This window comes from Flavobacterium sp. (genome assembly GCF_027531705.1).
Taxonomy (GTDB): Bacteria; Bacteroidota; Bacteroidia; order Flavobacteriales; family Flavobacteriaceae; genus Flavobacterium.
Genome location: NZ_JAPZSP010000021.1, coordinates 127,416 through 140,156, shown reverse-complemented (window position 1 = coordinate 140,156; position 12,741 = coordinate 127,416). Strand labels below are relative to the sequence as shown.

Annotated in this window: 9 protein-coding genes; all 9 read right to left on the bottom strand. The window is 32.2% G+C overall.

The genetic code is table 11. The features are described 5' to 3' along the window. Positions 1-35: 35 nt before the first annotated feature. The 9 genes from ruvA to O9267_RS09185 all read right to left on the bottom strand — a co-directional run bounded on the left by ruvA (position 36) and on the right by O9267_RS09185 (position 12,733). Positions 36-617, bottom strand: coding sequence for a Holliday junction branch migration protein RuvA (ruvA, locus tag O9267_RS09225; protein WP_298178443.1), 582 nt, complete (start codon positions 615-617; stop codon positions 36-38). 73 nt (positions 618-690) lie between these two features. Next, positions 691-2,970: an NADP-dependent malic enzyme gene (locus O9267_RS09220; RefSeq protein ID WP_298178440.1), complete on the bottom strand. Its 2,280-nt coding sequence runs from the start codon at positions 2,968-2,970 to the stop codon at positions 691-693. Between the two features lie 97 nt (positions 2,971-3,067). After that, entirely contained in the window at positions 3,068-4,918 is a 1,851-nt protein-coding gene (locus O9267_RS09215; protein WP_298178437.1) for a trehalase family glycosidase, read from the bottom strand. After that, positions 4,905-6,143 carry an MFS transporter gene (locus O9267_RS09210; RefSeq protein ID WP_298178434.1) on the bottom strand — a complete coding sequence of 413 codons (1,239 nt, stop codon included), beginning with the start codon at positions 6,141-6,143 and terminating at the stop codon, positions 4,905-4,907. Before O9267_RS09210 ends, O9267_RS09215 begins: the two co-directional genes overlap by 14 nt. Positions 6,144-6,187: 44 nt before the next feature. Continuing rightward, positions 6,188-7,924 (bottom strand): glycosidase, encoded by a 1,737-nt coding sequence (locus O9267_RS09205; protein WP_298178430.1) that lies wholly within the window; start codon positions 7,922-7,924, stop codon positions 6,188-6,190. Positions 7,925-7,930: 6 nt separating this feature from the next. Further along, positions 7,931-8,857 (bottom strand): carbohydrate kinase family protein, encoded by a 927-nt coding sequence (locus tag O9267_RS09200; RefSeq protein ID WP_298178427.1) that lies wholly within the window; start codon positions 8,855-8,857, stop codon positions 7,931-7,933. Positions 8,858-8,910: 53 nt separating this feature from the next. Beyond that, positions 8,911-10,227: an MFS transporter gene (locus tag O9267_RS09195; RefSeq protein ID WP_298178424.1), complete on the bottom strand. Its 1,317-nt coding sequence runs from the start codon at positions 10,225-10,227 to the stop codon at positions 8,911-8,913. A 255-nt stretch (positions 10,228-10,482) separates the two neighbouring features. After that, positions 10,483-11,400 carry a hypothetical protein gene (locus tag O9267_RS09190; protein WP_298178421.1) on the bottom strand — a complete coding sequence of 306 codons (918 nt, stop codon included), beginning with the start codon at positions 11,398-11,400 and terminating at the stop codon, positions 10,483-10,485. Between the two features lies 1 nt (position 11,401). Next, entirely contained in the window at positions 11,402-12,733 is a 1,332-nt protein-coding gene (locus O9267_RS09185; protein ID WP_298178418.1) for a vanadium-dependent haloperoxidase, read from the bottom strand. Between the last annotated feature and the right edge of the window lie 8 nt (positions 12,734-12,741).

The window sequence follows — 12,741 nt, the reverse complement described above, 5'->3', positions numbered from 1 at the left end:
ATAGAGAAGTTTTTTGTATAATTTGTTTTCAAGTATTATAAATTTTTTAATGCTTGTTTTATTAATGTTTCTACTGTTGCGGTAGGATCTTGCATAACAACTTTGTCAATTACCTTTTCAGCTAATTTTTTGTTAAAACCTAAAACCTCCAAAGCAGATAACGCTTCATCTTTATTTGTATTGTTTAATGACATAGAAACTTCGTCTAAATCATAAACTTTTAACACTTTATCCTTCAAATCTAAGATAGCTCTTTGTGCTGTTTTATTTCCAATTCCTTTTATCGATTGAATAGCTGCAATATCTCCAACAGCTAATGCTTGAATAATTTGCTTCGGTTCTAATGAAGAGAGCATTGTTCTAGCAATACTAGCTCCAATTCCGGAAACGGAAAGTAACATTTTGAAAATTTCTCTTTCTGATTTTTCAACAAAACCAAATAAAGTATGTGCATCTTCTTTTATTTGAAGATACGTAAACAACTTAATTGTTTCAGTAGCTGGCAATAATGAATAGGTGTGTAAAGAAATATTTACATGATAACCAACACCATTACAATCAATTACAACATCAGTTGGTGTTTTTTCAATCAATTTTCCTTGAATATGTGCTATCATAACTATTTTAAAATGTGATTCAAATATAGTAAAAAAGTCGAATTGGCAATTTTACTGCTTCAAAATCATAGCATTACTTTCTTCTTTTTTGTTTTTCTTGAGCATCTACAACAGCAACAGCAGCCATATTTACCATTTCTTCAACACTTGCTCCTAATTGGAAAATGTGAACCGGTTTATCCATTCCCATAACAATTGGACCAATAGAATCAACCTTGTATAACTCTTTCAATAATTTGTATGTGATATTTGCTGATTCCAAATTAGGGAAAATCAAGGTATTTACTTTTTTTCCAGCTAATTTAGAAAACGGGAATTTCTTTTGAAGCATTTCAGGGTTTAAAGCAAAATCGGTTTGAATTTCACCATCGACAATTAAATCTGGATAATATTTATGTAAATAAGCTACTGCTTCTCTTACTTTGTTAGCGCTTTCATAGTTTGAAGAACCAAAATTAGAAAACGAAACCATCGCCATAACAGGCTCAACACCAAACATTCTAACTGTTTTTTCAGTCATTAATGCAATTTTAGCCAAATCATCGGCCGAAGGATTAGGATTGATGGCGGTATCAGACAAAAACATTGGTCCACGATTGGTCATCATCATATTGGTTGAAGCAATCAGAGAAATTCCGGGTGCTTTTCCAATTAGTTGAATTAATGGTTTTACAACTGATGGATAACTTCTCGAAAAACCAGAAACCATTGCATCTGCATCGCCTTCGTTTACCATCATAGCTGCGAAATAATTGCGTTCTCGCATCCATTTTTGAGCATCTAAAAGAGAAATTCCTTTGCGTTGTCTATCTTTCCAGAAAATATCAGCATATCTTAGTCTTCGTTCATCTTCTTCTTTAGTTTTTGGATCAAAAATTGGAACATCGGCATCAAAACCTATTTCTTCTTTAAGTTCCAAAATATCTTCTTTTCTTCCTAACAATATTGGATGTCCGATTCCTTCTTCATAAACAATTTGAGCAGCTTTTAGAACATCTAATTGATCTGCTTCAGCAAAAACAATTGTTTTAGGATCGGTTTTAGCTCTGTTTGTAAGTAAACGAACCATTTTATTATCAGAACCCATTCGTTCTAATAATTCTTCTTCATATTTTTGCCAATCTGTAATTGGATTTAGAGCCACACCGCTTTCCATTGCAGCTTTCGCAACAGCTGGAGCAACCATAGTAATTAATCTTGGATCAAATGGTTTTGGAATTATATAATCTTTACCAAAATTTAATCTAGTTTCACCATAAGCAATATTTACTTGCTCTGGCACCATTTCTTTTGCTAATGCTGCTAAAGCTCTAACTGCAGCCATCTTCATAGCTTCATTAATTTTGGTAGCTCTAACATCTAATGCACCTCTAAAAATATATGGAAAACCTAATACATTATTGACTTGATTAGGATGGTCTGAGCGACCTGTTGCCATAATAATATCTTTTCTTGTGGCAATAGCAAGATTATAATCAATTTCGGGAGTTGGATTTGCCATTGCAAAAACAATTGGGTCATTTGCCATTTCCAACAACATTTCTGGAGTTAGAATGTTACCTGCTGAAAGTCCAAGAAAAACATCAGCATCTTTGAGTGCATGTTTTAAATCGATTCCTTTTTCTCCTCTACAGTATTTTCTTTGTAAATCGGATAAATCATTGCGGTCATCAGATAAAACTCCATGACTATCAAACATGATAATGTTTTCTAGCTTTACTCCAAGAAGTACATACAAATTAGCACAAGCCAAGGCTGCAGAACCAGCACCTGAAACAACTAATTTTACATTTTCAATGTTTTTCCCAGCCAATTCTAATGCATTTAATAATGCAGCCGATGATATAATTGCAGTTCCGTGTTGATCATCATGCATTACTGGAATATTTAATTCCTCTACCAATCGTCTTTCTATTTCGAAAGATTCTGGAGCTTTGATATCTTCTAGATTAATTCCGCCAAAAGTTGGAGCAATATTTTTTACAGTAGCAATAAATTCTTCAATATTTTTAGTATCGACTTCTATGTCAAAAACATCAATGTCTGCAAATATTTTAAACAATAACGCCTTTCCCTCCATTACTGGTTTTGACGCTTCAGGTCCAATGTCACCTAATCCTAGAACAGCAGTGCCATTAGAAATTACTGCAACAAGATTTCCTTTAGATGTGTATTTATAAACGTTATTTACGTCTTTTGCAATTTCTAAACAAGGTTCTGCAACACCTGGCGAATAAGCTAACGACAAATCTCTTTGTGTTGCATATTTTTTAGTTGGAACAACTTCGATTTTACCTGGTTTTGGTTTGGCGTGATATAATAGAGCTTCTCTACGCTTACTTGATTTATTCATTGTGGTCTTTTTACATTCAGACTTACAAAGGTAAAAGTATCAAGTTAAAAGAACAACTTTTAGCAGTTTTCTTTTGAAGAAAAATAATTACAAGTGATTATTCAATAAATAACTCGGCTGGCGAAACCAACGCATTCAATTTTACTTTCAAATCATCATTTAAAATAGAAAAACCATATTGAAAAGAAGCATTCATCCAGCCAAAACCTTCTCTGGTGATATATTCGAAATCTGTTCCTTGGTTACCATACTCAGCAAAAACCTTGTGCGAAGCTAAAACAACATCGTATTTCTCTGGAACAGTTCCATTGTAATCGCAGGCGTTTTTTGTTATCATCCAAAGCCATCTGTAGATTAATTCTTGTGCTTTATCATGATAACCGTAATGTTGTAAACCTTGCCAAATTATAATTTGATGCGGCGGCCAACCATTAGGAAAATCCCATTGTCGCTGCATTTGATTATCTTCAATTTCTGCCAAAGCTTCCTCTGAACAGCCTGCAATTCCGCCTAAACAAACCAATTTTGGGAGATGTTCTTTTACCATTCTATCCGCTTGCTCTTGAGTTGCAATTTTTGCCCAAAGTGGAAAAAATGAAGTTGCCGATAAAAACTTGTTTTGGTTTTTGGTTTCAATATTATAATCATAAAAACAACCTTCTTCGTCGTTCCACAAAAACTGATTTATAAGTTGCTTTCTTTGCTCAGCTTTTAGAAACCAACTATCAGAAGTATGATTAAACAAATTAGAATCAAAATAATCTCTAATTATTTCTGCAAAATCGGTTTCGTATTTATACAACATAGCGTTGAGTTCAACAGCATTTAGTGACGCACAAATTCCTTCTAATCTGTAACTAGTATCATGACCACTTTCGCGTACACTTCTGTCGTGAACAAAATAAGAATCTAAATCAAGATTTTCTATTTTTCGTTGGTAGTATAGTTTTTCATATTCAGGAATAGTCAAATTAGCTTTTTCGGCAAACGGTTTTAAAATTTCGTCATAATGTCCAGGTTCCGTTTCAGGTGGCAAGCCAATTCCTTGAGCAAAATAGCGATTCAATCCATTTTCTGTAAGTCGTTTTCCGTTTTCCATCCAAACGGTTTCGTACTCTTTTATGGCGATTTCGAGATTAGTTTTTAACCAACCCAAATCTTTAGTTGCCATTGCTTCATAAACTTCTCTAATCATGCTTGAAAAAAATGGTGGTTGTGTTCGAGTTAGATAATAGGAACGATTGGCATTTAAAATTTTGCCGTAATGCGTTATTTGATAACTAAAATTTTCGACCATACTTTTTGCCAAATCCAATTTTCCATCAAGAAGCAAACCTATGTTTTCAAAATAGGAATCCCAACCATACATTTCATTAAAACGTGCGCCTGGAACAGCGAAAGGCAATCCAACAATTTGGCCGTTTTCTTCTTTCAAAGCTAATGCTAAAATGCCACCTTCGTCATTGATACTACTTACATACTCAGGCGTTACATTTTGCGGAAGTTGCACAACTTTTAAATTAAATTTTGAAGCAATATTTTGATAATATTCTAAAGAAAAATTATCTGTAAAAGGAACATAAATAATCGATTTTTCAGTTTTAGATTTTGAATCCGTTAAGATTTTTTCTAAACCTTTTTCGTCCATAGTTCGAGTTAAACCATCCCAAAAATAGTCTGCAATCATTCGATTAATTCTATTGGCAGGAAGTTCAAAAATCTTATCAGCAGCAATAAAATCTAAATTATTCTCTTTTGCCAAAATTAACTCTTGCAATAAATTGGATAAAAAATAAGTGCCTTCAACAGCAAGTTCCATTCTATCAGATTGAAGATTAAATTTCTTTATTCCTTTGTCTTCGATGGTAATTCTTTTGTCGTTGTCTGTGTCTTCTTGATCTAACAAACGAGCAATTGTTTCGGAAATAGCTAGCTTAATTTGATGCATTTTTATCAGTAATTTTATAAAGAATCCACAATGAAATAAAAATCACAACTACTGGAACTAATGAGAAATAAAATGCGGTTGTTCCATCAAACGCTTCAAAAATATGACCCGTAATTATTGAACCTGTTGTGCCACCAAGAGCAGAGAAAACAACAATTAAGCCCGACATTGAACTATGCATATGTTTAGGCAAAGAAGATAAAATTGTGGAATTTACGGTTGGATAAATCGGCGCTAAAAACAATCCCATAATAGGTAAAAGATACACAACTAGTGGAGCATTAAACCATGTGGTTGTTTGAGTCAAATCGATTTTTGTTTCTTTAGCCATTGGCAAAACAAGTAAAACAATTATACCAATTATTGCTAAACATATTGATAGAAAATAAATCCATTTTACACGTAATAATACAAATCCTGATAACAAACGCCCTATAAAAGTGGCTCCAGCCAAAATGGCTCCAGCTTGAATAGCCATGCTAGATGGTGTATGCAAAATTTCTTTATAAAAAGTAGGAAACCAAGTTGAAAAACTTTGTTCAAGCATTACATAAAAAAAGATAGAAATGATAAAAACAATACTTAACGGTTTTACAACAAGAACAAACATTTCTGCAAAATCATTTGCTAATGATCTCGATTCGACTTTGGCTCGCGATTCGTCTAATTTTGTAAAAAATAAAAGAATAAATGCCACGACTGACATAGCTGATAATATCCAATATACAACTAGCCATTCCTTAGATTTTGGGTTGCCGTCATTTATAAACTGACTAATAAAAATATTTCCAATTAAAACACCAGCCATAAATATTGCTTCGAGAATATTCATAAAACTTCCATGTTCTTTTTGGTTATTGGTAATTATTCCAATAGTAGCAAAAACCGAAACTTTTATCATTGCAAAAGAAACTCCAATTACTAAAAACAACATTTTGAAATACCAAAAAGCATCAGAAAATGGCATGACGGCACAAATAATGGCAACAAAAGCCAAACTGATTAACATTGATTTTTTTAATCCTATTTTAGGCAAAAAAGAAGCTATTAAAAAAGAAGTTATGGCAATGGGTAAATCTTTAAAACCCTCTAAAATAGAAGCGTCAGCTTTTGAAATATCGAAATTTCTTTGCACTTGAAGAATTACTGTTCCAACGCTATTTAGTAAAATGGCAAAAACAAAATAATTCAGAAATAAAGCTATTTTTATAGATGCGTTTTTCATATATTTTAAGATTAAACCCTTTGAGATTTTTTGTTTAACACAAGTTAAAAATTCATTTCAGTAATACTACCATTTTCTGTATGATGAATTGAAAAACTACGAGTTGTTAGGTTTGCAATTAAATGTGCTACTTCATCGTCATTTGTCCATTTAATATCAATTATATCAGCCTGATTATCATTAATTTCTACAATTCCTGAAAATGCTTTTGAAGTATTTCGCAAACGAATTAACTCCAATTGTTTTTTGACAACATCTGTTTTTAGACCATTGGCAATGTCTTCCAATGACAATGTAGTTCTGTTAATTTCTTTATGTCCGGCACTACCGCCATTATCGGCAGCTTCATAATTATTTTTTCCTGCAAAAATATCCAAATACCAAACTTGAGGTATTCCTGGCATAAATAATTGTATTGCTCTTGCCAAAAGTAACTTTTGTTCGTCTTCACCCAAGGCACTAAAAAAAGTAGCATTTACTTGATAATACGAAACTTTTTTTCCTGCTGCGTCATACAAGTTTTTTACACGACCGCCACGATCCATAATTTTGGTCATTATGGCATCTATTTCTTCATCTTCTAGTAAACCTTTGTTATATTGACCATTAACTTCTTTTCCTTTCAAATCTAAAACTGGAATTCCATCGTGACAACCCAACATGTTTACTGTTTTGTAACCTTTAGCAATAATTTCTTTTGCCCAAGTTAGCAATGCTTTACAAGTTTTATTTTCGATAGTATGAATGGTTAATCCTGGCAAAAAGAAATCATAAATATAATAACCTTCATTAGCTACTTCATCGTGCAAATGCAATCCGTATTCTGCGTGAATTTCTGGCAAAAGCAGTAGATTGTTTTTTTGTGCAATTTGTTTAATTCGTTCCAAATAATCCCAAGTTCCGGGTTTGTTAAAAAAGTTTGACTCGCCAACTTGTTTGTGTAAATATGCAAATGCATCTAAACGAAGAATGTTTCCGCCATAATCGCTTACTTTTTTTAAAGTTTCTTCGTAAAACTCCCATACTAATGGAGAATTTGCATTTACATCCATTTGTCCAAGATAGGAACGATTTTTTTCTACAATTTGTAAAATTTCTGATTTGAAAGAAACACAATCTTCAAAATCAATTGTACTAAAATCATGATTATTTTCAATAGCATCATTTATTTTTTTACAAATAAACTGGCATTGATTTTCTGAAATATCTTTTATATTTTGTAAATCGGAAACAGCGATTTTACTGTAGGTTATTTGCTGATAAAAAGTATTCCAATAAGGATGTTCTGTTCCGTCTGGAAAACGCACTTTTAAAATTGGCAAACCAGATTTTCGCATGAATAATTTATCCAAAAATGCAGCTTTTGGAACAATAATATCGTCTTCGTTTTTAATGCCATTTCCTTCCCAAAACTCGTTCCAATTGATAAAAAAATCTTTAAATTTAGATTGATTTCCGTTTTTGAGAATATCTTTAAATTGTGGCGATGCGACTGAAAGGTGATTTAAAACTATGTCAAACTTTAATTTAATATTCAGTTCTTCAATGTCATGTAAATCTTTTAACGCAACTAAATCGGTATTTATATCGTAATCAATTACAGAAAATCCTCTATCTAAATCGCTATTAAAAAAAGTTGGTAACACATAAAATAATGAAAAAGCATCTTTAAATTCGGGCATTTTGAGCATGCTTACTGTATCGCTTAACTTTGTTCCAATACTATCTGGATACGCGTTAAGCATTACACCATTTACGATTTTTGAATTATTTTGATGCATACTATTTTATAAAAGTTTAGATAAAATATTAATATTATCTGGTAATCGCCCAACATTTTGCAATTTTATTGAAGCTAATCTTTGGGCAATTGAAATGCTTTCTTCTAGCTCTTTTTTGTGTAATTGAGCGTACAAAAATCCTGTCCAAAAAGCATCACCTGCACCCGTTGTGTCTTTAATTTCTTCAATTGGCAATGCTTCTTGAAAAAACAATCCTTGCTCTGAATCTGAAAGTACAACGCCATTTTTTCCTTTGGTCAAACAAATTCTGGATGCACCTAATTTATGAAAATAGTCAAAAATAAAATCCTCAGTTTTTACTTCTGCAAAAAGTCGGTAACAATCATCTTCGCTTAGTTTTACTAATGGATTTAATGATAAATATTCTGCTAAAACTTGTTTGGCTTCTTCGCGATTGGGCCAAATTCTTTCTGAGAAATTAATATCGATACTTAGTTGTAATCCTAATTCTGCTGCTTTTTTGGCACGGTTCAAAATAGTTTGTCTTGCTGGATTTTTACTTAACGCAAAACAAGTAGTGTGAAAAATAGCTGCATCAGCAATAATTTCATCAGGTAATTGATCTTCAGAAATTTGACAATCTGCTTCTCTGTAAGCAATAAAATCGGGTGTTTCAGTAGATTTTGATACAAAAATAACAGAAGTTGGTGCAGATTCTAATTTAGCAATTTGAGATGTATTTACATGATTATCTTTTAATTTTCTGACTATATACTCGCCCAAACCGTCTTGTCCGCAGGAAGCTACAAGTAGAGATTTTAAACCCAATCGAGAGGCGTTAACTGCGACATTTGTTGGTGAACCACCCAAAAATCTATGATAGTCTTTTGTTCTATTAATAGAAGTGTTGATCTCATGACCAATAAAATCTATAAGAACTTCTCCGATGCAAATAATATCTATATTTTTCAAATTAAAGTAAAAAGTTTAAAGTTTGAATTTTATAATTTATCAGTTATTTATATTTAAGAAAGTGGTAAATCGGATTGTTTTTTAGTAGTAATAAACAACGTACAAATAGCGCTTACAATCAATAAAACACCAGCAAATGTAATTGCTGAACGTGCATCGTTGTTAAGAAAATGTTTCATTATATAACCAAATGTTATTGTTTGAATAAACATTGGAATCACAATCATCATATTGATAATTCCCATATAAACGCCATAACGTTCTTTAGGAATATTGGAAACCACCATTAAATAAGGAATTCCCATCATACTTGCCCAACCAATTCCGAAACCAGTTATAGCTGGGAAAAGTAAATATTTATTTTCAATATGTGGAAAAGCTAAAAATCCGATTGCTGCCAAAAGTAAACACGCAAAATGCACCATTTTAGGCGAATATTTTTTGGCAAAACCAACTAATAAAAAGGCTACTAAAAAAGTTACAATGTTATACCAACCGTTTACCAAACCTGTCCAACTTACAGCTTCACCGTACAACTTCATATCTTTTTCTGGCGAAGTATTCCAAACTGAAAGCGCGATACTTTTGGATGAGTTTTGCCAATAACAAAACAATGCATACCATTGAAAAAGATAGACTAAAGCAAGTTGCCACATTACTTTTGGCATTTCTTTTACAGCATCAAAAATATCAATGAAAGGTGTAAAAATGTTTAGTTTTTCAGATTTTATTTTTTGCAATTCCTCTTCAGTTGGTGGAATTTCTTCAGTTGTTCTTGCGCTCCACCAAACAGATGCTATAGAACAAACAGCTCCAAGAAAAAACGACGCAAAAACCCATGTTGGCAATTTACCCGTTGTACCAATAAAAATTAGTGGAAAAATGAATAACGAAACATTGGCTAAGGTTTGCCCGAAACCAGTAAAAAAACTTTGTGCTAAGAAACCTGTTGGTTGTTGTTGGTCATCTAATTTATCTGCAATAAAAGCACGGTAGGGTTCCATTGCGGTATTGTTTCCAGCATCTAAGATCCATAGTAAACCAGCCGCCATCCATAACGAACTGCTAAATGGGAAAAGAAATAAAGCAATACTACAAACTAATGCTCCTATAAAGAAATACGGTTTTCTTCTTCCTCGAAAAGTTGGCGACCATGTTTTATCGCTTAATGCTCCAATTATGGGTTGTACCAACAAACCTGTTAATGGTCCGGCAAGATTTAATAGTGGAAGTTCATCTGGACTTGCTCCGAGAAAATCATAAATAGGATTTACAGCACTTTGTTGCAAACCGAAACTATATTGAATTCCGAAGAAACCAACATTCATATTGATGATTTGCCAGAAACTTAGTTTTATTTTAGAACTCATTTGATTTTTTTAAGTAAAAATGAAAAATTTATAATCAAAAAAAATAGTTTTCAAATCAATTGAAATGAAAACTATTCTAAACAAACATGAAAACTTTTAATAGTTTTATTGAGAGGAAGCCATTCATCTTACCAACTCAACTCAAAAATAGTTTTATTACTATTCAAAATTAAATAATTAGCAAAAAACCAGCTTGAAAAGTTCCGAAAACGTTATCGTTGTTGTTAAATTTTATGAATTATGTTTAAAATAGAGCTATTTTTTGTCAAACGGAATTACAATTTGAGTTTCCCATTCTAATTCATTTCCGCCATTAAAAGGATTTGCGAAAAAATGTTCCAAAGGTTTATTGTTTAATTTCAGATTGTTCTTTTTCGCATAATCTAGCAAAGCAAACCATGCTCTATCAGAAGTTCTCATATTACCATAATAAGTAGCTTTTAAACCTTTTACAGCTGGTAACATTTTGAATTTTACATTTGCATCTGGAATATATTGGGTGTTTTTATCAATAGGAAAACAGTAGTTGAAATCTAATTTTTCAGCATCTAAATCCCAGTTTATGACTTCTAAATAAGGTTTACCGATAATTTTTATTTTATTTTCTTGAAGATAACCCGTTATTTTTGCATCATTTGTAATCATCGTTTGTGCTTTTTCTTGTAAAACACTTTTCAAGTTTATATAAGCAATAAATGTTTCCTCTGAACTTCCTTCGCCTTCAATTTTTACTTTCAAAGCACTTAGATGTTCTTTCAAACCATCTCTGAATTCAGTAATTTTTTTTATTTGTTCTTCCTTAAATTTTGTTGGGAAAAATGGTGCTGTCAATTTGTTATAAATACTATTATTCAAATCTTTAATAGCAACACTAACAGCCGTTGTTGAATCGTTTACAGAAGTCATTTCCCATGAATATTGATAACTTTCATTTCCTTTTTTTACTTCTTGAAAAATAAAATCAAAGTTTCTTTTTTCTAAAGTTGTGTAAACTTCATTTTCCTTGACAGCTCTTTGTTTAGACCATTCTTGAATACCTTGAAAAATAGTTCCTGTTGAAGTTTGGGCTTTGAAATTGATGATATAATCACTTTCTTTTACAAACAAATACCAGATTGAGAACAAACTAAAAACTACTATAAAACCAACTAAATACTTTTTCTTGCTTGTCATTTTACTTCAAAAATTTAATTTTCTTTACAATATAATCACCCACATTTTTTCCTTGTACAATTCCGTTTTCGATGGCGGCTTTGTAGTGAATTCCGCCATAAAAACGACTCATTGAAGCTTCACTTGCGGCTTGCTTAAACGATGTAAATTTTCTACTTGGCAATCCATAAGGCAATTCGGTGGTGTCTAAATAAGCGAAATTTTCACCAAAGACAGAAGTCAAAACTACCGATGAACAAGTGGACGCAACTGAATGTCCGCTAGTATATTCAGGAAATGGTGGTGTTTGCAACAATGGTTTCCAATCTTCATCAATATTTTGATTAATAACCGTTTCTGGTCTTATAACATTGCTTCTATATTTTTCATCCCAACAACTTATGAATGCTTCAAAAAGTCCGATAGAAGTTGCTGTATTGGCATAAACTGTTTTTTCAAAATCGGCTTTGGAAGTTTCACAAGCTATTTTGGTAATACCCATCCAATGTCCGCCAGGTGTTATTTTCTTTTTAGCAAACATCATGTGACCTTGATTTACTGTTACATACGGATTACAATCCCAAAATTTAGCAATCTTCATTTCTTCTGAACTGTCACCTTTTTTTATCATCTCTTGGCTTATATCGTAAACCTCCTGAACTTGTTTGAAAAAAGCTGAGTTTTTATCGGTTGAAAAAGGAATAGCTGGCGCAGGTTTGAACTGAGAAGACGAATCGATAACCATAGTTCTAATTTTACTCCAATGTGGCTCTACACCATCCATGTAGGCTGGCGGTGTTGGTTGCCATCGCGATTTATCATTAGCATTTACAGTATATTTCGGAAAAGTACGTGTTTGTTTATAGTTGTCTTTTCCATACCATTTTTTGATTCTTTCGGCTACTTTTAACCCATATTCTTTTGAAACTTCAAATTCTTTTTCATTTTCATTAGTCCATTTTGCATAAAGACTATCACGGAATTTTTCGACCAATTCTTCAGAGAAAACTAATGATTTACTTACTTCCATATGCGCAACCAAAGCAGCTACATTTTTGTTCACACTACTTTTTACATCTAAAACCGGAATAGAATCTAACCCTTTTAGTTGTCCTTGAAGACTATTATAGGTTTTACTATTTTGCGCTATCACTTCATAAGCAGCAATATTTGGATATGCGTATATTCGAGAAGCAACTGGTGGCGAAAAAATATCGTGAATCAAAATTTGAGTTACATTTTCAATTGATGCTTCGTAATCGTTTGGTGTTACAACAATTGCTTCTTCTTTTTTACAAGAAATAAAAAGAAACAGTGCTGAAATAGATAAAATTTTTAGTTTCATTTTAGTCATTATATTTT

Excerpts from the sequence above, each read along its gene's own strand:
- O9267_RS09215 (WP_298178437.1), bottom strand. The coding sequence starts at position 4,918 with ATGCATCAAATTAAGCTAGCTATTTCCGAAACAATTGCTCGTTTGTTA.
- O9267_RS09210 (WP_298178434.1), bottom strand. The coding sequence starts at position 6,143 with ATGAAAAACGCATCTATAAAAATAGCTTTATTTCTGAATTATTTTGTT.
- O9267_RS09220 (WP_298178440.1), bottom strand. The coding sequence starts at position 2,970 with ATGAATAAATCAAGTAAGCGTAGAGAAGCTCTATTATATCACGCCAAA.
- O9267_RS09205 (WP_298178430.1), bottom strand. The coding sequence starts at position 7,924 with ATGCATCAAAATAATTCAAAAATCGTAAATGGTGTAATGCTTAACGCG.
- O9267_RS09185 (WP_298178418.1), bottom strand. The coding sequence starts at position 12,733 with ATGACTAAAATGAAACTAAAAATTTTATCTATTTCAGCACTGTTTCTT.
- ruvA (WP_298178443.1), bottom strand. The coding sequence starts at position 617 with ATGATAGCACATATTCAAGGAAAATTGATTGAAAAAACACCAACTGAT.
- O9267_RS09195 (WP_298178424.1), bottom strand. The coding sequence starts at position 10,227 with ATGAGTTCTAAAATAAAACTAAGTTTCTGGCAAATCATCAATATGAAT.
- O9267_RS09190 (WP_298178421.1), bottom strand. The coding sequence starts at position 11,400 with ATGACAAGCAAGAAAAAGTATTTAGTTGGTTTTATAGTAGTTTTTAGT.